The following is a 19,277-nucleotide window of genomic DNA, read 5'->3' as shown; positions in this document are numbered from 1 at the left end:
GTTGTCGGCGAAAATGCAGGCATTGGACGTCAGTATCGAGGGGCGCCCGTGCCAAGGGCAAGGTCGTCCCGGACGAGTAGCGGACGGTCCTCCGGAGGCTGGGCGGGCCGTTGCCGTCACGCAGGGCGGTCGGGTGGGCGTGAAACGAGAACCGCAGGTCAGAAGAAGACTCTGACCTGCGGTTTCGGTGGTGGGCAGGGGCGGGGTCGAACCGCCGACCTTCCACTTTTCAGGCGGACGCTCGTACCAACTGAGCTACCTGCCCATGGCGACCCCGACGGGACTCGAACCCGCGGCCTCCGCCGTGACAGGGCGGCGCGCTAACCAACTGCGCTACGGGGCCTTGTGGTGTTGCTTGGTGATGCACTTCTTGCTTTCTCGACTGTGTCGATCAGGCGGGCGCAATGCTAACCCACCGTCCTGCGTTCTCCCGAATCGGGAGCGTCGAACCTCTCGATCTGGGCACCCCCAACGGGATTCGAACCCGTGCTACCGCCGTGAAAGGGCGGGGTCCTAGGCCGCTAGACGATGGGGGCCAGGTGCTGCCCTCCCAGCGGCCGTCGGGCACGACTGCCGTCGGGGACCGGACAAGCATAGGGGCCGCTCGGGGACCGGCCAAATCGGGTGGACCCGGCAGGATGGAGACGTGATCGAGATGTCGCGCGCACGCTTCGAGGAGCTCGTCTCCGACGCCCTCGACCGCGTGCCGCCCGAGCTCGCCGCACTGATGAGCAACGTGGTCGTGCTCGTCGAGGACGAGCCGCCGCCGGACGACCCCGACCTGCTCGGGCTCTACGACGGCACGCCGCTGACCGAGCGCGACTCGGCGTACGCCGGCGTGCTGCCCGACCGGATCCTGGTGTTCCGCAACCCCACGCTCGACATGTGCGCCTCGGAGGAGGAGGTCGTCCACGAGGTGCACGTGACGGTCGTCCACGAGATCGCGCACCACTTCGGCATCGACGACGACCGCCTGCACGACCTCGGCTACGCCTGACCCAGCCAGAACCCCAGCCAGCACAGGCCCAGCGCCGGCACGATCGTGAGCACCGCGATGGCGGTGCCGAGCCGGACACCGCGCTCGTGCGTCTGCACGGCGAACGCGGAGTAGGTCGTCAGTCCGCCGCAGAAACCGGTGCCGAGCAGGGCCAGCGTGCCGCCGTCGAGGCCGAGCCCGACGAACCAGCCCAGCAGGAACGACCCCAGCCAGTTGACCGCGATCGTGCCGCCCGGCCAGAGCCCGTCGAAGAGCAGCGCGAGGGCGTACCGCAGCGGCGCGCCGACCGCGGCGCCGAGCGCGACGAACAGGAGGGTCATCGCGTCTCCCGCCGCTCCCGGTGCTCGTACAGGCGTGCGAGGTGCACCCCGACCACGCAGGCGGCCAGCGTGCCGACCAGGTAGACCGCGGCGAGCGTCGGGTCGCCGCCCTCGAGCATGAGCCGCGCCTCCTCGGACGTCGCGGACAGCGTGGTGTAGCCGCCGAGCAGCCCAGCCCCGAGGAACGGCCGCATCAGCGCGTGCCGCCGCAGCGCGGGTACGGCGCCGAGCAGCGCGAGGAGCAGGCTGCCCGAGACGTTGATCACGAACGTCGTCCAGGGGAAGGCGCCGGCCGGGTCCGGGAACGCGAGGCCCAGCGACGCCCGCAGCACCGCGCCGAGGGCGCCACCAGCCGCGACGACGCCGAGCGCGGGGAGCACTCGTGGCGCGTTCACGTCGTGGGCGGCTCGACCACGGAGCTGCCGCTCCACGCCTGTGGTTCGTGGCCGGCGGCCTGGCGCGTGAACTCGCCGGCGTACCAGTCCAGCAGCGCCAGCTGCTGCGGCGTCGCCGGCATCGTGAGCAGGCTCTGGTCGCGGCAGAACCGGTCGGCCCGGGCGAGGAGGTCGTTCATCCGCGCCATCGTGGCCGGCGAGCTCGCCGGCACGCGGTAGTGAAGGTCGACGGTCGCGGCGCCGGAGCGGATGGCGTTGTCGAGCTGCTCGATGCCGCGGGCGTGCCGGCGCTCGGTCTCGGTCTGCAGCGTGAGCTCGACGAGCTCGGTGGCGACCGGGAACCGGTCGGGGTGCGCGAACGCGAGCAGCCGCAGCTCGCGGCGGATCTCGGCGTACCACTCGCGGAAGGACGCGAAGACCTGGGCGGGCATGCCGAGCAGGTGCACGTCGAGCAGTCGCTCGTCGACGGCGACGCCGAGCTCCTCGATGGCCTCCTCGAGGACGAAGACGTCGCCGCTCTCGGCCACGTCGACGCCGGGGTCGGGGCTGGGCACGAACCAGACCACCTTGCCGTCGGGGGAGACGTCGGCGCCCCAGGCCTGCGAGTAGAGCGCGACGATGGCCATGCCGCGGCCGACCGTGCGCATGAGCGCGTCGGCGTCGGTCATGTCGCCGCCGGTGCGCGGCGGCCGCTTCGAGCGGTCGCGGACCTCGACGCGCGGGCGCTCGCGGGACCCCAGCACGGCGACGGTGATCGGCGGCTCGGCGTGCAGGATCGCGTTGGTGACGAGCTCGGAGATGCCCAGCGTCGCGGCGTCGACGAGGTCCGGCCGGCCGAGGTCGCTGAGCTCCCCGACGACCCAGTCCCGCGCCCGGCTGACCGATCGCGGGTCGGGGTCGAGGTGGAGCGCCTCCCTCACACCCGCCTCCTCTCGGCCCGCAGCGACACCAGCCGGGTCACCACCATGGCGATGTAGAAGATGCCCACCACCTGTTCCAGCATGATGACGCTCCGCGCGTGGCCGGTCGACGGACCGATGTCCGAGAGCCCGGTGCTGGAGAGCGTGGTGAACGACAGGTACAGCAGCTCCATCCAGCTGCGGTCGCCGGCCCCGAACGCGCCGGGGTCGACCCACTGGAGGAACACGAACACGAACGCGAAGGCCCACGCGAACAACGTGAACGTCACCGGGATCGCGAACAGCTCGTCGGTGCTGACCTGCTCGTCCTTCAGCATGTAGGCCAGCAGCGCGATGCCGGCGTAGAAGTAGAGCACCGCCTCGAACACCGCGGAGATCGCCACCAGCGACTCGTGGCCGGTGACGATCGACGCCAGCAGCAGCAGGACCGCCGGCACGAACACCAGCCCGCTGAACCAGCTGAACCACGGCGTCGCGCGCAGCGCGCGCATCACCAGGACGAGCACCAGGATGCCCAGGCCGGAGAAGACCGTGCGGCCGACGAAGCTGCGCTCCCCGCTGAGGAACGGGTAGATGAGGATGCCCGCGAGCTGGACGAGCAGGAGCGTCAGGCACGGCGTGGTGCGCACGAACCGGAGCCAACGACGCATGGGTCGGATCCTAGTCGGCGCCCGATGCGTCCCCGGGCAGCGGCGACACGAGCCGGAACAGCTCCATGGTCGTGCCGTAGTAGTGGTCGGTGAGTCCCTCGTGGAGCAGCCCCACGCGCTGCGCGACCCGGACGGACGCATCGTTGCCGGGCGTGACGACGGCGACCACCTCCGGCAGCCCCTGCGCGAACGCCCGCGCCACGACGGCGCGGGCGGCCTCGGTCGCGAAACCGTGCCCCCAAGCGTCGGGGTGCAGGTGCCAGCCCACCTCGATCGCGCCGTCGGCGGCGTCCGGGATCGGCACCAGCAGGACGGTGCCGGCGACGGTTCGGTCGTCCTTGCGCTCGATCGCCCAGAGGCCGCGGTCCGGGTCGGCGGTGGTTCGCTCGGTCCAGCGTTCGATGCGCGTGACGGCGTCCTCGCGGCTGCGCAGCAGGTTGGGTGCTCGCCCCAGCCAGCGCGAGACCTCCCACCGGGAGTAGGTGTCGAGGAACCTGTCGGCCTCGTCGGTGCGCCACAGGCGCAGGCGGGTGCGGTCGGTCTCGAGCGTCACGCGCGCAGCGTAGTCACCGGTCCAGGTGCTTGGCCCACGCGAAGCAGAAGAGGCCGTAGCAGGCGATGCCGGCGGCGATCGCGGCCAGGAGGAACGGGCCGAAGGGCTGCTCCAGGACCTTCAGCAGGGCCCGGTCGAGACCCGCGGACTTCTCCGGGTCGTGGGTGAGTGCGGCGTACACGAAGAACGCGCCGACGATCGCGAACGCGACGCCCTTGGCGATGTACCCCGCCTTGCCGAACCAGCGGTAGGCGGTGCCGTCGTTGCCCGTGCGACCCGAGGTGTCGAGCTTCTTGAGGAACTTCTCCTGCCAGCCGCGCCACACCAGGGCACCGCCGACCCCGATGATGCCGAGGCCGACCAGGCCGACGAGGATCACGCCGAAGGGGAGGCTCATCAGCTTCGAGGTCCACGTGTCCGTGCTGCTGCCGCCACCGCCGCCGCCGGTCGCCGTCTTCAGCGCGCCGAACCCGACGGTGGCGTAGATCACGACCTTGCCGGCCGAGATCGCGCGCTTCCAGGTGCGCTTGGCGCCGTCCTCGTCACGGTGCCCGACGGCCGCCTCGATCCCCTGCCAGATGCACAGCGCCGCGAGGCCGCCGGCGACGACGTACAGGGAGATCTGGCCCAGTGTGTTGCCGGCGAGCTGGTGCATCGCCCCGCCGCTCGACACCTTGCCCTCGCGGTCGCCGAACGCCAGCTGGAGGGCCAGCCAGGCCATCAGGAGGTGCACGATCCCGTAGCTGACCAAGCCCACCCGGACACCCATGTCGAGGGCGTCGTCATGATCTATGGTCCCCACCCGCTGTCGCACATCCACCATGGCGGTGGTGTACCCGCGGGGGCTGTTCCATAACCGCGCGGGTTGGGTAGAACATCCTTCATGAGCGACGAACCCCTGGGTGGGGCTCTGGTCCTCGGTCCCCTGCTGCGCCACGTCGACGCGACGACCGCCTCGATCTGGGTGGAGACCGCCGACGCGAGCACGGTGACGGTCGAGGCGGGCGGCGGCAGCTGGTCGGCGCGGACGTTCCGCGTGCACGGCCACCACTACGCGTTGGTGGAGGTGACCGGCCTCGAGCCGGGCACCCGCACGCCGTACGACGTGAGCGTCGACGGCACCCACGTCTGGCCCGACCCCGACTCCGAGCTGCCGCCCTCGGTGATCCCGACGCTGCGGCCGGACAAGCGGCTGCGGCTGGTCTACGGGTCGTGCCGCACGAGCGTGAAGCACGATGAGAAGGGCAACCGCACGCACGGTGTCGACGCCTTGCGCGCGCTGTCGCGGCGGCTGGCCGGCGTCGACGGGCGCGCGGGGAACGCAGGGGGCGAGGCCGAGTGGCCCGACCTCGTCGTGTTCCTCGGCGACCAGGTCTACGCCGACGAGACCACCGAGGAGATGCACGACTTCATCGAGTCCCGGCGCAGCATCAAGGAGCCACCGGGCAAGGAGCTCAAGGACTACGAGGAGTACGCCCACCTCTACAAGCTCGCGTGGACCGACCCGGCCAACCGGTGGCTGCTGTCGACGGTGCCGACCGCGATGATCTTCGACGACCACGACGTGCGCGACGACTGGAACACCTCCCAGGCGTGGAAGGACGAGATGAACGCCACCGAGTGGTGGCACGGCCGCATCGTCGCGGGGCTGTCGTCGTACTGGGTCTACCAGCACCTCGGCAACCTCGCGCCCGAGGAGCGGGCCGAGGACGCGTTGTGGCGGGAGATCGTCGACCACGACGGCGACGACGAGCTCGACGTCTCGGTCCGCGTCGACGACCTGTCGGAGCGGGTCGACGCCGACCCGGAGGCGTACCGCTGGTCCTACGCGCGCGACCTCGCGGACGTCCGGCTCGTCGTGCTCGACTCGCGCGCGGCTCGGGTGCTCGACCCCGAGCACCGCGCGATGCTCGACCCTGCCGAGATGGCCTGGCTCGACGAGCAGATGCGCGGCGGCTTCCGGCACCTTCTTGTCGGGACGTCGTTGCCGTTCCTGCTGCCGCCCGGGCTGCACCACCTCGAGGCGTGGAACGAGGCCGTCGCCGGCGGCGCCTGGGGAGCGCGGCTGCAGAAGTTCGGCGAGTGGGCCCGCCAGACCGTCGACCTCGAGCACTGGGCGGCGTTCCAGACGTCCTTCCACGAGGTCTGCGAGATGGCCCTCGAGGTCGCCGACGGCCGCCGCGGCCCCGCCCCCCGCACCGTCACGTTCCTCTCCGGCGACGTGCACCACTCCTACGTCTCGGAGGTACGACGCCGTGGCCGGGCCGGCCACCGCGGCGCCCGGGTCGTGCAGGCCGTCTGCTCGCCGATACGCAACCCACTGCCGCGGTTCTTCCGGTTCCTGACGGCCGTCCTTGCCTACGCCGTCGCCGGCCCGCTCGGACGCCTGGTCGCCCGGTCGGCGCACGTCCCGACGCCGCCGGTGCGCTGGAAGAAGCTGGCCGGCCCGTGGTTCGACAACGCCATCGCCACGCTCGAGGACCGCGACGACGGGCTGCTGCTGCGCTGGGAGAAGGGCGTCGTCGGCGACGACCCCCACGACTCCTGGCTCGAACCCGTCGACGAGGTCCTCCTCCGCCCCCGCTGACCCCGGATCTGCCGACCCGGCTCGAACCTCCCGCGCTGGTGCGCCGACCCGGCTCGAACCTCCCGCGCTGGTACGCCGACCCGGCTCGAACCTCCCGCTCAGACGCGCCGAGGCGGCTCGAACCTTCCGCGCCTCGGCGGCGGGAGCGGGCGCGCGAGGTTCAGGCGCGCACGTTCGGTCCCGATGGTGAGCCGGTCCTCCACGTCGCGAAGCGGCCCGACGAGATGCTTGCGGCGGAACACGTCGACGACCCAGCCGCGGCGGACCTCGATCCAGGTGCGTCGCTCCAGGTCGTGCTCGACGTCCGCGTCGAGGCTGTGGAACTCCGCCCCGTCGTACTCCGCGGCATAGCGCAGGTCCGGACTCCCGAGGTCCAGACGGAAGACGACCCGCCCTTCCTCGTCCTCGACAGGCACCTGGGGAATGGGCTCGGGCATGCCCGGCAGGTCGAGCCATCGCAGCCGGAGCAGCGACTCGCCGGGTGACTCGGCGCGCGGGTCGGCGATCGAGGCCAGGTAGCGGAGCTGGACGACGCCGCGCATCCCGCGGAAGCGCCCGAGCCCGTCGAGGAGCTGCGGGTGAGTGAACGTCCCGGTGCGAAGCAGGGCGTCGAGCGCGCCGATGGCGTTGTCGCGATGGACGAGGCGGCCGACGTCCCACGCGGTGCGGATCGGCGTGGTGACGGCCAGGCCGGCGATGTGTTGCACGTCGTCGCGGAGCAGGGTCCGCTCGCCGCTCTGGCACAGCTGGTTGCGCAGCCGGTGGTGGCCTGCCTCGCGGAACAGGGAGACCGGAGGCACGTCATGGTGCTGGCCCGGTGGCAGAAGTCCCGTGTACAGCCACACCGCGGTCCAGTCGACGACTGCGGCGTGCTCGGGCACGACCAGCGCGAGCGCCTGCGCGCGGAGCGGCAGGGAGTCGACGGTCTGCGCAGCGACGTACACGCCGCGGAGCATGCGTCGCAGGTAACCGTCGCGGTGCAGCCGGGCGAGAGTCTTCTCGGACACGCCCTCGCCGCGAGCCTGCAGTGTCGTGAACGGGTGGTCCAGGGGCAGGGGGAAGTCGGGACCGAGCAGTGGCCCGATGGTGTAGGGCGGGGCGAGAGGCACCGGACCAGCCTGCTCGTCCGGCGTCTTCAACGTCGGGCGTCATCCACAGGGAGGTTCGAGCCGGGTCGGCGGGTCTGAGCGGGAGGTTCGAGCCGGGTCGGCGGCTTTGACCGGGAGGTTCGAGCCGGGTCGCGGTCAGGGGGTGAGGGGGAGGGCGAGGAGGGCGTTCTCGACGACCTCGGTCATGGCGGGGTGGATCCAGTACTGGCCGCGGGCCACTTCGTGCGCGGGGATGCCGAGGGACATCGCCATGACGAGGGGCTGGATGAGGTTCGAGGCCTGGGGGCCGATGATGTGGGCGCCGAGGAGCAGGCCGCTGTGGGGGTCCGCGAGCACCTTCGCGAACGACGTCTCGTCCTCCATCGCCCAGCCGTAGGCCGTCCCGGAGTAGTCGCGGCGGCCGACGACGACGTCCACACCGCGTTCGCGGGCGTCCTCCTCGGTGAGCCCGATGCTCGCGACCTGGGGGTGGCTGAAGACCGCGCTCGGCACGTGCACGTGGTCGCTCGAGGCGAGGTCGGTCGGGTGCAGCAGGTTGTGCCGGATGACGCGCGCCTCGTTGTTGGAGACGTGCTTGAGCTGGAACCGGTTCGAGACGTCGCCGAGTGCCCAGATGCCCTTGACGTTGGTGCGCTGGTGGTCGTCGACGACCACGAGGCCGGTCTCGTCCACCGCGACGCCGGCCTGCTGCAGCCCGAGGTCGTCGGAGTTGGAACGGCGTCCGGCGGCGACGAGCAGGAGGTCGGCCTCGACGGTCGTGCCGTCGTCGAGCTGGGCGCGCACGCCGGTCTCCGAGCCGTCGAGCCGCTCGACCTTGGTGATGGTGGTGCGGAGCCGCACGTCCCACCGCGCCCGCGCGATCTCGGTGAACCGCTCGGCCACCTCCTGGTCCTCGGCGCGCAGCATCAGTGAGGAGCGGTTGACGATCGTCACGGCCGACCCGAAGGACGAGAACACGTGGGCGAACTCCGCCGCGACGAAGCCGCCGCCGAGGACCAGCACCCGCGGGGGTACGTCGTCGATCCGCATGACCGTGTCGCTGGTGTGGAAGGGCACGTCGTCGAGGCCGGGCACGTCCGGCAGCGTGGGCCGCGACCCGGTGGCGATCACGACCTGCTCGGCGGTGATCGTCTCGACGCCGGTGTCGGACGCGACGTCGAGCGTGTGCGGGTCGATGAACCGCGCGTGGCCCTCGACCAGCGACACGTCGGGCAGCCCCGTCGCGCGCCACTCGCGGCCGGAGGCGGAGATCGGGTCGATCCGGCCGAAGATCCGGTCGCGGATCTCACGCCACCGGGCGCCCTCGAACGACGTGTCGACGCCGAGGGGTGCAGAGTGCCCGGCGTCGTACGCCAGGTCGGCGGGGTAGACGAACATCTTGGTCGGGATGCAGCCGCGGTTGAGGCAGGTGCCGCCGAAGACGCCCTTCTCCACGATCGCGACCTTCCAGCCGTCGAACGACTCGTCCACGATCGTGTTCCCCGAGCCGGTGCCGATCACGGCGAGGTCGTAGTGGGTCACGCCGTCCAGTGTGCCCGCGGCGGGTGTGAGACAACCCACGGCGAGGTACCGCGTGAGCGGGACGGCCATGGACACCGGATGCGTTGTACGAGTGAAGGGTCGAAGATGGACCGGGATCCGCCCGGCGACACAGGAGAGGCGACACATGACGAACCCGCAGACGCAGACGAGGGACCGGCACCAGGTCGTCGTCATCGGGTCCGGCTTCGGGGGGCTGTTCGGCACCAAGGCCCTCAGGCGCGCCGACGCCGACGTCACGATGGTCGCCAAGACCACGCACCACCTGTTCCAGCCGCTGCTGTACCAGGTGGCCACCGGCATCCTCTCCGAGGGAGAGATCGCGCCGCCGACGCGCGAGATCCTCAACGGCCAGGACAACGCGCGCGTCATCCTCGGGGAGGTCACGGACATCGACCTCGAGACCCGCACCGTCACCTCTCGCGTGCTGCACCGCGAGACCGTCACGCCGTACGACTCGCTGATCGTCGCGGCCGGCGCGGGCCAGTCCTACTTCGGCAACGACCACTTCTCCGAGTTCGCGCCCGGCATGAAGTCCATCGACGACGCGCTCGAGCTGCGCGGCCGGATCTTCGGGGCGTTCGAGCTCGCCGAGATCTCCGACGACGAGGACGAGATCCAACGGCTGCTCACGTTCGTGGTCGTCGGCGCCGGCCCGACCGGCGTGGAGATGGCGGGCCAGATCGCCGAGCTCGCGCACCGCACCCTCAAGCGCGACTTCCGCCGCATCAACACCCGCGAGGCGCGGGTGATCCTGCTCGACGCGGCGCCGCAGGTGCTGCCGCCGTTCGGCGCCAAGCTCGGCTCGCGCGCCGCCAAGGACCTCGAGAAGCTCGGCGTCGAGGTGATGCTCGGCGCGATGGTGACCGACGTCGACGAGCGTGGTCTGGAGTTCCAGCTCAAGGACGGCACCCGGGAGCGCATCGAGGCGGTCACGAAGGTGTGGGCCGCCGGCGTCGCGGCCAGCCCGCTCGGCCGCCAGCTCGCCGAGCAGAGCGGCGCCACGCTCGACCGCGCCGGACGCATCGGCGTGAACCCCGACCTCACCCTGCCGGGCCACCCCGAGGTGTTCGTGGTCGGCGACATGATCGCCCTCGACAACCTCCCGGGCGTCGCGCAGGTCGCGATCCAGGGGTCGAAGTACGCCGCCAAGGAGATCGTCAACCGGATCGAGGGGAAGCCGGCGCAGGGGCCGTTCAACTACTGGGACAAGGGCTCGATGGCCACGATCTCCCGGTTCAGCGCGGTCGCGATGGTCGGCAAGCTGCGCTTCACCGGCTTCATCGCCTGGCTGATGTGGCTGGGCCTGCACCTCGTCTACATCACCGGCTTCAAGAACCAGATCACCGCGCTGCTGCACTGGGCCGTCAGCTTCATCGGCCGCGGCCGCTCGGAGCGTACGTCGACCGAGCAGCAGATCTTCGCCCGCGCGGCGCTCAAGCGGCTCAAGGGCGGGGCCAGCGACCTGGTCGCGCCGCCCGGTGCCTACGAGGCAGCGCAGAGCCTGATCGAGGTCACCCGGGCCGACCTCGAGGCCAAGGCGGCCGAGGAGACCCGGCTCACCGACGAGCACCAGCGGGGCGTCAAGCAGGACGCGTGAGCTTCGGGGCCGGGAGCATTGCCACCCCGGCCCCGAAGGTTTCAGGCGAGGCTCAGGGCTGGTCCTCGTCGACGACGTGCACGGCCGCCTCCTCCGCGGAGGCGCCGGCGCCGTCGATGCCGATGTCCTCGGCGACCATGTCCTTCTCCTCGTCGGGGCCGAGACCCTCGTCCTCCGCGACCAGCCGGCCGGCCCGCTCGGTGCCGACCTCGCCGCCGACGTGCTCGTCCTCGGCCGCGGCCGCCTCGTACGGGTCCGGCTCGGGCTCCTCCTGCGCGATCCGCTGCTCCAGGGACTCGCCCTCGCGCTCCTCGGCGGGGGTGTTGCCGTAGCCCTCGCCGGCGGACCACCTCTCCGGCGGGGAGTACCCCTCGTCGAGCGCGTCGTCGACGCCTCGGTCGACCAGGGAGTCCTCGAACTGGAGCTGGTCCTCGTCGTCGATGCTCGCGTCGTGGTAGGTCTCGGCGGCGTCCGGGTCGGGCATTCCTCCAGGCGATTCGCTCATGGCCGCACGTGTACCCCCTCGTCCAGGTGGCACACGTCCACCACCGCCCCGGGTAAACGTCCGGCCGAAAGCCTGAAGCGCCCGTCCTTGCTGGCCTACGCTGCCCGCGGGGAGACCCGACACGCGCGCCGTCGTCGAGCGTGCGGCACCTGGGGGAGGTGGGGAGTGATGGGCCTGCGCCCTGCCCTGCGCATCCCGTTCGTCGCTCTCGCGGCCCTCGGGGCGGTCGTGCTCCTGCTGCCGCCGTACCCGCTGCGCGTCGTGCACGTCGCCGTGGCGGTGCTGGTCCTCGCGGCCCTGGTCGCGCTGCACCTGCGTGTCGTGCGCCGGCTCGAGGTGGAGACCCGGCGCAGCCGCGAGGCCGCGACCCGCGTCGAGGGGATCATGCGCGGGGCCACGCTGAGCAGCCTGATCACGACGGACCCGGACGGCGTCGTCACCTCCTTCAGCACCGGCGCCGAGCACGAGCTCGGCTACCGCGCCGCCGACGTCGTCGGCAAGGAGCTCACCTCCTTCCTGCTCGTACGGCGGGAGCTGCGCGAGGTCGCCGACGAGCTCGGCGTCACGGTCGGCTTCCCCGTGCTCGCCCGGCTGGCCCGCCGGCGGTCGCAGAGCCGGATCTGGACCCTGGTCCGTGCCGACCGCCAGCAGGTCTTCGCGCAGATGGCCGTCACCGAGCTGCGCGGCGAGGACGACGAGGTCAGCGGCTACCTCTGCGTCGCGATCGACGCCACCGCCTCGACCCGCTCGCAGCGGGCGCTCTCCCTCGCCGAGGAGCGCTGGCGGATCCTCATGGACCACCTGCCCGACACCACGGTCGTGATGGTCGAGGAGGGCACCGGCATCACCGTCGTCACCGGCGCCGGCGCACTGGCCCGGCGGCTGCGCGACGGCGCGGGCCGGAGGCTGACGGACATGGTCGACCGCGACGCCCCCGGCACGATGGACCGGCTGCTCGCGCAGGCGTTCGCGGGTCAGGACGCGCCCCCGGTGCCTGTGCTCGTGAGCGACGCGGAGCACGAGCTGCTCGCCTGCCCGCTGCCGTCACCTACCGGCCGGCGGCAGGCGCTGCTGATGGTCCGCGACGTCAGCCAGGAGCGGCTGCGTGAGCGCACGATCACCGAGGCCAAGGAGCGTGCCGAGCGGCTGTTCGAGGACGCCCCGCAGGGCATCGCGCTGCTCGACCCGCAGGGTGTCGTCGTCCAGGTCAACCCGGCCCTGGTCAGGCTGCTCGGCGGTGCGGAGCTGCTCGGCCGCCGGCTGTCGGGGTGCTCGTTCTCGCCCGACGACCCGACCGTCGAGCAGCACCTGCACCGGGTGCTGTCCGCACCCGACCGGCGTGGCGAGACGCAGTGGTCGGTGCGTGGCGCCGACGGCGAGGAGCTGCACGTCGTGCTCGGCAGCACCGTGCTCCCGGGCGCGGACCCGGCGGTCGGCTCCGGCGACCTCGTGCTCACCAACGTCGTCGACGTGTCCGAGCGGTACCGCTACGAGCGCCAGCTCGCCTTCCTCGCCGAGCACGACCCGCTCACCGGCCTGGCCAACCGACGCCGGTTCGACCAGCAGCTCGAGCGGCACGTCGACGACTGCCGGCGGTACGGCGCCCGCGGGGCCGTGCTGATGCTCGACCTCGACCACTTCAAGCAGGTCAACGACACCCTCGGGCACGCCGTGGGCGACCAGCTGCTGTGCGACGTGGCCCGGGTGCTCTCCCGGCGGATGCGCTCCACCGACCTGGTCGCGCGGCTCGGCGGCGACGAGTTCGCGATCCTGCTGCCCCACGGGGACCGCAAGGCCGCCGAGCTGGTCGCGGCCGACGTCGTCGAGCGGATCCGGGCCGAGGTGCGCGGCCACGACGACACCCGCGGCCACGTCAGCGTCAGCCTCGGCGGAGCCACCGTCGAGCCGATGCACACGAGCGCCAGCGAGCTCCTGTCCGCCGCCGACGCCGCGATGTACGTGGCCAAGAACTCCGGCCGCGACCGCTACACCTTCCTCTCCGTCCGTCCCGCGTAGTCCGTCCGGGCCATCTCGCCCGCAACCCCGTGCGCGGGCGCGTCCCGAGACCCTACGGTTGCCCTTCGTCCCCCGCACCGCACCACCACCGGAAGACACCTGTGCCTCACCACACTCCTTCGCGACGCCCTGTCCTGATCGCGTTCACCGTCCTGTTCGTCGTCGCGCTCCTCGCCGCCGGCGGCCTGACCGGCTCCGTGCAGGCCGGGGACACCGGGACCCGCGCGCACGTCGCCGGGCCGTAGCCGCCGGTCGCCTGGGAGGCGTTCAGTACCCTCGGGTGAGTTCGTCGTACCCGAGCCGGAAGGCCCACCCCCCGCCATGGACTGCGACAGTCCGGAGCGTCACCGTCCCCTGACCGGCGGTGACGCGTCATGACCGAGGTCCTGTACCTCGCCCTCTCCCTCCTCCTCGTGGCCGCCTGCGGCGGATTCGTCGCCGCCGAGTTCGCGTTCGTCACCGTCGACCGTGCCAGCGTCGACCGCGCCGCCGAGTCAGGCGACCGCGGCGCCCAAGGCGTGCAGTCCGCGCTGCGGGCGCTGTCCACCCAGCTGTCCGGCGCGCAGGTCGGGATCACCGTCACCAACCTGGCCATCGGCTTCCTCGCTGAGCCGGCGATCGCCCAGCTCGTCGACGGCCCGCTCGAGGCGGCGGGCCTGCCCGCCTCATGGGTGCGGCCGGTCTCGATCGGCCTCGGTCTGGCCCTCGCGACCGTGCTGACCATGCTGTTCGGCGAGCTCGTCCCCAAGAACCTCGCCATCGCCAAGCCGCTCGCCACGGCCAAGGCCACCCAGGCCTTCCAACGCGGCTTCACCGCGTCGGTCGCCATCCCCATCCGCGCCCTGAACGGCTCCGCCAACGCGATCGTCCGCCGTCTGGGCATCGAGCCGCAGGAGGAGCTGCGGTCGGCGCGCAACGCCGACGAGCTCGCCTCGCTCGCCCGGCGCTCGGCGTCCCAGGGCACCCTCGACGCCGGCACCGCCGTCCTCATGGAGCGGTCGATCAGCTTCGCCGACCGGATGGCCGGCGAGATCATGACCCCGCGGGTGCGGATGGACAGCGTCCGCGCGTCCGCTCCCGTCGTCGAGGTCGTCGAGGCGGCCCGGCGCACCGGCCACTCCCGGTTCCCGGTGGTGCTCGAGAGCGATGACGACGTCGTGGGCGCCGTGCACGTCAAGAACGCCGTCGCCGTCCCGGCCGTCCGGCGCCACGAGGTGACGGTCGGCGAGGTGATGGTCGACCCGACCGTCGTGCCCGAGAGCCTGCGCCTCGACCCGCTCCTGACGCTGCTGCGCGAGGAGGGCTTCCAAATGGCCGTCGTCGTCGACGAGTACGGCGGTACGGCGGGCGTCGTCACGCTCGAGGACGTCGTCGAGGAGATCGTCGGTGACATCGCCGACGAGCACGACCGGCTCGGGTCGCTGGCCCGGCGCCGCCGCGACGGCACCGTCTCGGTGTCCGGCATGCTCCGCCCCGACGAGGTGCAGTCCGCCACCGGCATCGAGCTGCCCGAGCACGACGACTACGACACGGTCGCGGGCCTGGTGATGCAGCGCCTCGGCCGGATGGCCGAGGTCGGCGACGTCGTCGTCGTGCCGCTGCCGCCGCATGCCGACGATGACGGCGAGCCGCTGCCGCCGTGCGAGGCCGAGCTCCGGGTGGAGCGCCTCGACGGGCTGCGCATCGACCGCGTCGCGCTCGTCGCACGCGAGGTGCAGCGCCCGGAGGTCGACCGGTGAGCGACTACCTCGCGCTGCTCGTCGCGGTCGTCCTGCTCGCGCTCAACGCCTTCTTCGTGGGCGCCGAGTTCGCGCTGATCTCCGCCCGCCGTACCCAGATCGAGCCGCGGGCGGCCCAGGGGTCCCGCGCCGCGCGCAGCACGCTGAAGGCGATGGAGCAGGTCTCCCTCGTCATGGCCGGCGCCCAGCTCGGCATCACGATGTGCTCGCTCGGGCTCGGTGCGCTCGGCGAGCCCGCCGTCGCGCACCTGCTCGAGCCGGCGTTCCACGCGCTCGGCGTGCCCGAGAGCCTGCTGCACCCGGTCTCGTTCGTGATCGCGCTGGCCGTCGTCGTCTACCTGCACGTCGTCCTCGGCGAGATGGTCCCGAAGAACATCGCCCTCGCCGGCCCCGACCGCGCCGCGCTCGTGCTCGGCCCGCCGATGTGGTTCATCGTCCAGGTGCTGCGCCCGGTCGTGGTCACCCTCAACGCCATCGCCAACGGCGTGCTCCGGCTGATCCGGGTGGAGCCCAAGGACGAGGTCGCCTCCGCGTTCACGCGCGAGGAGGTCGCGTCGATGGTCGTCGAGTCGCGCGGCGAGGGCGCGATCCGCGAGGACGAGTACGACCGGCTCTCCGGCGCCCTCGGCTTCACCGAGCGCACCGTCACCGACGTGCTCCTGCCGCGCCACCGGCTCGTCACCGTGCCGCAGGGCGCGACCGGCGCGGACATCGAGGACGTCGTCGCCGACACCGGCTACTCCCGGTTCCCGGTCGCCTCGGCGGCCGGCGAGCTGCTCGGCTACCTGCACGTCAAGGACGTGCTCGAGACCGAGCCCGAGCGGCGCGAACGGCCCGTCGACGACAAGTGGATCCGCTCGTTCGCGACGGTCCGGCCCGGTGACGTGCTGCACGACTCGCTGCGCACGCTGCAGGCCCGCGGCGCCCACATGGGCCGCGTCGTCGGCGACGACGGTGAGGTGCTCGGCGTGGTCGCGCTGGAGGACGTGCTCGAGGAGCTCGTCGGCGAGATCCGCGACGCCGCGCACGCCGACGAGGAGGCCGACCCGCTGTGAGGCGGCTGCTCGGCGTCGTGCCGCTCGTCGCGCTGGCCGCGTGCACGGGCGGCGAGGCCACCCCGCAGGCCGACCCGTCCGCCGCACCCAGCCACGACCACGGCTCGGCGCGCGTCTCGCTCGCGGTCGGCGACGGCACCGAGCGCTACGACGTCGGCTACACGCTCGCCGACGTCGTGCTGCCCGGCCGGGTCGGCGAGCCCGGCGAGCTCAGCTTCCGAATCGACAGCTTCCGCAAGGAGGCGCAGACGCGGTTCCTCGCCGAGCAGACCAAGAAGATGCACGTGTACGTCGTGCGCGACGACCTCGCCGTGTTCCGGCACGTGCATCCCGAGATGGACGACGACGGCACCTGGCGCGGCACGCTCACGCTCCCCGAGCCCGGCGACTACCGGCTCGTCGCGGAGTTCGTCGCCCGCGACGAGGGCGGCAACGGCGACCACGTCCTGCTCGGCGACCGGGTCGAGGTCGAGGGCGACTGGCAGCCCGCGCCGGTCCCGGAGGCCACCGGCGAGGGCGGCGACTGGGGCGTCGAGGCCGACGTGCTCACGCAACTGCGGGCGGGAGCCCAGCAGCAGCTGACGATTCGGCTCACCCGGCCCGACGGGGCGACGCCGTCGCTGGGCCAGTACCTCGGCACCACCGCCCACCTCACCGGCTTCCACACCGGCACCGGCGGTGCGGTGCACATGCACCCCCTCGGCGCGCCCGGCCCGGACGACCGCGGCGAGGCGCCCGGCCTCGACCTCCAGTTCCACGCCGAGATGCCGGAGGCCGGCACCTACGTGCTGTTCCTCCAGGTCCGCGTCGACGACTTCCTGCACACGCTGCCGATCCCGGTCGAGGTCGCCGCCTAGCCTCCCGGCTCGACGTCGAGGTCCAGGGTGAGCACCGGGTTGTCGAACTCCGACGTCCGCACGCTCACCCGGACCTCCCAGGTGCCCGGCTGCGGCACGACGACCTCGCTCACGTAGGTGCCGGAGTCGACGTTGCGCAGCGGACGCGTGCCGAGGTCGACGTCGTCCCGCTCGAGCGCGACGGTCGGGGTCGCGTAGGGCTCCACCGGCTCGCCGGCGAGGTCCTGCACCTGCACGTGCACGGTGTTGCGGCCGACCCGGCCCGGGCCGACGTGCGCCACTACCTTGACGTCGTCGGCGACCGCGGTGACGGTGGTCCGCTCGGCCGCCGCCAACGACGGCGCCGGCCGCGGCACGAGGTTCACCAGGAAGCCGGTCAGCAGCAGCACGACGACGAGCAGCCCGGCTTCGGTCCGCACCGCGCCACGCAGCATCCGGGCCGCCTCGAGCCGCGGGCCGTAGCCGGAGGCCTCGACGACCCGCGGCACCAGCACCCACCGGTTCCACGCGGCGACCAGCGCGACCACCCCGACGATCCCGGTCTTGAACAGCAGCACCAGCCCGTACGCCGTACCGACCAGGCCGGACCACGAGCCGATGATCCGCCAGCCCAGCACCAGCCCAGCGGCCGCGACGACGGCGAGGAGCCCGCCGGCCAGGAGCGAGAACCGGCCGATCGTCTCGGCGGCCACGCGGTCGCGTTTCGCCAGCGTGGGAAGGGAGATCGCGAGCCCGACGAGGCCGCCGAGCCAGACCGCCGCGGCCGCCACGTGCGCGACGTCCGCGGGCACGACGAGCAGCACCGGGCCGTATGAACGGGTGTGCCCGACGACCGCGAGACCCCCGACGGCGACCGCGGAGCCGGCCGCCGCGACGTACCGCAGGCGGCGGGTGGTGCCGAGGACCGCGGCCCCGAGGCCGGCAGCGGCGAGCAGAGCCATCAGCCCGTCGCCCGACACCCACGACGTCCACGGCAGCGCGCTGTCGAGACCGGAGAGGCCCAGCCCCTGCTGGTACAGCACCGACAGCGGGACCCTGGCAATCAGCGCCACCACCGCGACCGTGCACGCCACCAGGGCGACCCGGAGCGAGCGGGCGCGGGCGACCTCCTGGCCGGGGCCCGTCGGCAGCAGCCAGGCGAGGAACACCAGCAGACCGGCGGCGAGCAGCAGGGCGGCGTACCCGACCCCCTGCACGGCACCGAGCACCGCCCGCACGGCGACGTCCCCGGGCGCCGTCCCGGCGGACGGCGGCACCACCGTCTCGGACGGGGCGCCGACCGAGAAGCTCAGCGACCCCGCGATCGGGTGCGAGTCGGCGGACACGACCCGGTAGCTCAGCACGTACGTGCCGTCCGCGAGGTCCGCCCCGATCGCCGCGGTGACCACGCGGTCCCGGGAGGCGGCCTCGATCTCGACCTCGTCGCCGGCCGCGTCGAAGAGCCGGGCGCCGGTGGCCGAGAGCGAGACCGGCTCGTCGAAGGTCAGCGTGATCCGCTCGGGCGCCTTTGGCAGCACCGCACCCTCGGCCGGGTCGGTCGAGACCAGGCTCGCGTGCGCGCTCGCGGGCACGGCCGCAAGCACGACCGCGACGAGCGCGAGCACGCCGGCGAGGACGACCCGCGCGGTGGCGAGCCGTCCCCGCGAGGGGCGCGTCGAACGGGTCACGCGCGCCGGCGCACCAGCACCAGCGCCGCGACACCGGCGGCGAGGCCGAGCAGGCCCGCGACGAGGCCGGCGATGCCGAGCGCGTCGGCCCCGTCGTCGGCCGCCTCGGTCTCCTCGGTCTCGTCGGTCTCGTCGGCGGTCGCCGCGACCGGCTCGGCGTCGGCCTCGTCGGCAACCTCGGCCTCGTCGAGCGTGAAGCTCGGCGCGGGCGACTCCAGCGACTCCGGGTCCTGTCCCGCGGACGGCGTCTCGATCCAGGCGGTCTCGCCCTTCTCGCAGGTCTGGATCGTCGGGAAGGTCAGCGTCTCGCCGGCCGCGTCGGGCAGCTGCAGCTGCAGCTCGAACGTGTCGCGGTAGCCGTCGGGCAGCGGGGTCCTGGCGGTGTAGACGACCTGGTCGACCCGCTCGGTGATCTCGTTGCCGTGGGCGTCCTCGACCGGCTCGTCGAGGGTGGCCATCTGCTTCTCCACCTCCCACTCGGGGTTGCGGGTCGGCGTCACCGCGAGCACCTGCTCGGGCATCTGGATGGCGATCTTCGTGGTGGGCGAGCCGTCGCAGCCGTGGCCCACCGAGAAGGTGAGCACGGAGTACGAGCCGGCCGAGGTCAGCGACGGCGTCACCGTGACGTGGGCGGCCGCCGCGCCGGCGCCGGCGACCAGCAGGCCGGCGGCGAGGGGGAGCGCGCCGAGGCGCGCGAGGGTGCGTGAGGACATGCGTGGAGCTCCTTCGGGTGAAGGGAAGGGGTCGGTGGGGGCGGAACGGCGTGGC

The 19,277-nt window shown here is 72.7% G+C and carries 19 protein-coding genes and 3 tRNA genes; 8 read left to right on the top strand and 14 right to left on the bottom strand.

The window, feature by feature from the left end; all coding sequences use genetic code 11:
• Positions 1 to 188: 188 nt before the first annotated feature.
• The 3 genes from ETU37_RS15755 to ETU37_RS15745 all read right to left on the bottom strand — a co-directional run bounded on the left by ETU37_RS15755 (position 189) and on the right by ETU37_RS15745 (position 536).
• A tRNA-Phe gene (locus ETU37_RS15755) sits at positions 189 to 265 on the bottom strand.
• A gap of 1 nt (position 266) precedes the next feature.
• A tRNA-Asp gene (locus ETU37_RS15750) sits at positions 267 to 343 on the bottom strand.
• Between the two features lie 120 nt (positions 344 to 463).
• Positions 464 to 536: transfer RNA gene (locus ETU37_RS15745), tRNA-Glu, on the bottom strand.
• Between the two features lie 119 nt (positions 537 to 655).
• On the opposite strand from ETU37_RS15745, the gene ETU37_RS15740 reads away from it, so the two are divergent.
• Positions 656 to 997, top strand: coding sequence for a metallopeptidase family protein (locus ETU37_RS15740; protein WP_129988445.1), 342 nt, complete (start codon positions 656 to 658; stop codon positions 995 to 997).
• Here the strand turns inward: ETU37_RS15740 and ETU37_RS15735 are convergent.
• Genes ETU37_RS15735 through ETU37_RS15710 form a run of 6 tightly spaced genes read right to left on the bottom strand, consistent with a single transcriptional unit; the run spans position 988 to position 4,658 of the window.
• Positions 988 to 1,317 (bottom strand): fluoride efflux transporter FluC, encoded by a 330-nt coding sequence (locus tag ETU37_RS15735; RefSeq protein WP_129988300.1) that lies wholly within the window; start codon positions 1,315 to 1,317, stop codon positions 988 to 990. The two genes, ETU37_RS15740 and ETU37_RS15735, sit on opposite strands and share 10 nt — an antisense overlap.
• Positions 1,314 to 1,712: a FluC/FEX family fluoride channel gene (locus tag ETU37_RS15730; protein WP_206053970.1), complete on the bottom strand. Its 399-nt coding sequence runs from the start codon at positions 1,710 to 1,712 to the stop codon at positions 1,314 to 1,316. The genes ETU37_RS15735 and ETU37_RS15730 overlap by 4 nt, the downstream gene beginning before the upstream one ends.
• The gene (locus tag ETU37_RS15725) at positions 1,709 to 2,632 is read right to left on the bottom strand and encodes an ATP-binding protein (protein WP_129988298.1); all 924 of its coding nucleotides are present in this window, start codon (positions 2,630 to 2,632) and stop codon (positions 1,709 to 1,711) included. Before ETU37_RS15725 ends, ETU37_RS15730 begins: the two co-directional genes overlap by 4 nt.
• On the bottom strand, positions 2,629 to 3,282 hold the full coding sequence (locus ETU37_RS15720) for an ion channel (RefSeq protein WP_129988297.1): 654 nt from the start codon (positions 3,280 to 3,282) through the stop codon (positions 2,629 to 2,631). Before ETU37_RS15720 ends, ETU37_RS15725 begins: the two co-directional genes overlap by 4 nt.
• A gap of 10 nt (positions 3,283 to 3,292) precedes the next feature.
• A complete protein-coding gene (locus ETU37_RS15715; RefSeq protein ID WP_129988296.1) occupies positions 3,293 to 3,835 on the bottom strand; it encodes a GNAT family N-acetyltransferase in 543 nt (180 codons plus the stop codon).
• Between the two features lie 13 nt (positions 3,836 to 3,848).
• Positions 3,849 to 4,658 (bottom strand): DUF1206 domain-containing protein, encoded by an 810-nt coding sequence (locus tag ETU37_RS15710; protein ID WP_129988295.1) that lies wholly within the window; start codon positions 4,656 to 4,658, stop codon positions 3,849 to 3,851.
• A gap of 60 nt (positions 4,659 to 4,718) precedes the next feature.
• Between ETU37_RS15710 and ETU37_RS15705 the strand changes: the two genes are divergently transcribed.
• Positions 4,719 to 6,422: an alkaline phosphatase D family protein gene (locus ETU37_RS15705; RefSeq protein ID WP_129988294.1), complete on the top strand. Its 1,704-nt coding sequence runs from the start codon at positions 4,719 to 4,721 to the stop codon at positions 6,420 to 6,422.
• Between the two features lie 98 nt (positions 6,423 to 6,520).
• On the opposite strand, the gene ETU37_RS15700 is transcribed toward ETU37_RS15705, so the two are convergent.
• Together ETU37_RS15700 and ETU37_RS15695 are read right to left on the bottom strand one after the other, a co-directional pair.
• Positions 6,521 to 7,531 carry a type IV toxin-antitoxin system AbiEi family antitoxin domain-containing protein gene (locus ETU37_RS15700; RefSeq protein WP_129988293.1) on the bottom strand — a complete coding sequence of 337 codons (1,011 nt, stop codon included), beginning with the start codon at positions 7,529 to 7,531 and terminating at the stop codon, positions 6,521 to 6,523.
• Positions 7,532 to 7,666: 135 nt separating this feature from the next.
• Entirely contained in the window at positions 7,667 to 9,052 is a 1,386-nt protein-coding gene (locus ETU37_RS15695) for a mycothione reductase (protein ID WP_129988292.1), read from the bottom strand.
• Positions 9,053 to 9,197: 145 nt separating this feature from the next.
• Between ETU37_RS15695 and ETU37_RS15690 the strand changes: the two genes are divergently transcribed.
• The gene (locus ETU37_RS15690) at positions 9,198 to 10,670 is read left to right on the top strand and encodes an NAD(P)/FAD-dependent oxidoreductase (RefSeq protein WP_129988291.1); all 1,473 of its coding nucleotides are present in this window, start codon (positions 9,198 to 9,200) and stop codon (positions 10,668 to 10,670) included.
• Positions 10,671 to 10,722: 52 nt separating this feature from the next.
• Here the strand turns inward: ETU37_RS15690 and ETU37_RS15685 are convergent, their stop codons facing one another.
• Positions 10,723 to 11,175 (bottom strand): DUF5709 domain-containing protein, encoded by a 453-nt coding sequence (locus ETU37_RS15685; protein WP_240755764.1) that lies wholly within the window; start codon positions 11,173 to 11,175, stop codon positions 10,723 to 10,725.
• Positions 11,176 to 11,343: 168 nt separating this feature from the next.
• Between ETU37_RS15685 and ETU37_RS15680 the strand changes: the two genes are divergently transcribed.
• The 5 genes from ETU37_RS15680 (at position 11,344) to ETU37_RS15665 (ending at position 16,842) form a co-directional block, all read left to right on the top strand.
• Positions 11,344 to 13,191, top strand: coding sequence for a sensor domain-containing protein (locus ETU37_RS15680; RefSeq protein ID WP_129988290.1), 1,848 nt, complete (start codon positions 11,344 to 11,346; stop codon positions 13,189 to 13,191).
• A gap of 101 nt (positions 13,192 to 13,292) precedes the next feature.
• Positions 13,293 to 13,436 carry a hypothetical protein gene (locus ETU37_RS23285; protein WP_165372552.1) on the top strand — a complete coding sequence of 48 codons (144 nt, stop codon included), beginning with the start codon at positions 13,293 to 13,295 and terminating at the stop codon, positions 13,434 to 13,436.
• A gap of 129 nt (positions 13,437 to 13,565) precedes the next feature.
• On the top strand, positions 13,566 to 14,930 hold the full coding sequence (locus tag ETU37_RS15675; RefSeq protein WP_129988289.1) for a hemolysin family protein: 1,365 nt from the start codon (positions 13,566 to 13,568) through the stop codon (positions 14,928 to 14,930).
• The gene (locus ETU37_RS15670) at positions 14,927 to 15,985 is read left to right on the top strand and encodes a hemolysin family protein (RefSeq protein WP_129988288.1); all 1,059 of its coding nucleotides are present in this window, start codon (positions 14,927 to 14,929) and stop codon (positions 15,983 to 15,985) included. The genes ETU37_RS15675 and ETU37_RS15670 overlap by 4 nt, the downstream gene beginning before the upstream one ends.
• A complete protein-coding gene (locus ETU37_RS15665; protein WP_129988287.1) occupies positions 15,982 to 16,842 on the top strand; it encodes a hypothetical protein in 861 nt (286 codons plus the stop codon). The genes ETU37_RS15670 and ETU37_RS15665 overlap by 4 nt, the downstream gene beginning before the upstream one ends.
• Here the strand turns inward: ETU37_RS15665 and ETU37_RS15660 are convergent.
• Together ETU37_RS15660 and ETU37_RS15655 are read right to left on the bottom strand one after the other, a co-directional pair.
• Entirely contained in the window at positions 16,839 to 18,509 is a 1,671-nt protein-coding gene (locus tag ETU37_RS15660) for a copper resistance CopC/CopD family protein (protein WP_129988286.1), read from the bottom strand. The genes ETU37_RS15665 and ETU37_RS15660 overlap by 4 nt on opposite strands.
• The gene (locus ETU37_RS15655) at positions 18,506 to 19,222 is read right to left on the bottom strand and encodes a YcnI family protein (protein ID WP_129988285.1); all 717 of its coding nucleotides are present in this window, start codon (positions 19,220 to 19,222) and stop codon (positions 18,506 to 18,508) included. The genes ETU37_RS15660 and ETU37_RS15655 overlap by 4 nt, the downstream gene beginning before the upstream one ends.
• Positions 19,223 to 19,277: the final 55 nt, after the last annotated feature.

Source organism: Nocardioides iriomotensis (genome assembly GCF_004168035.1).
Taxonomy (GTDB): domain Bacteria; phylum Actinomycetota; class Actinomycetes; order Propionibacteriales; family Nocardioidaceae; genus Nocardioides_B; species Nocardioides_B iriomotensis.
Note: the sequence above shows the minus strand (reverse complement) of the source record. Positions and strands in the feature narration are given on the sequence as shown.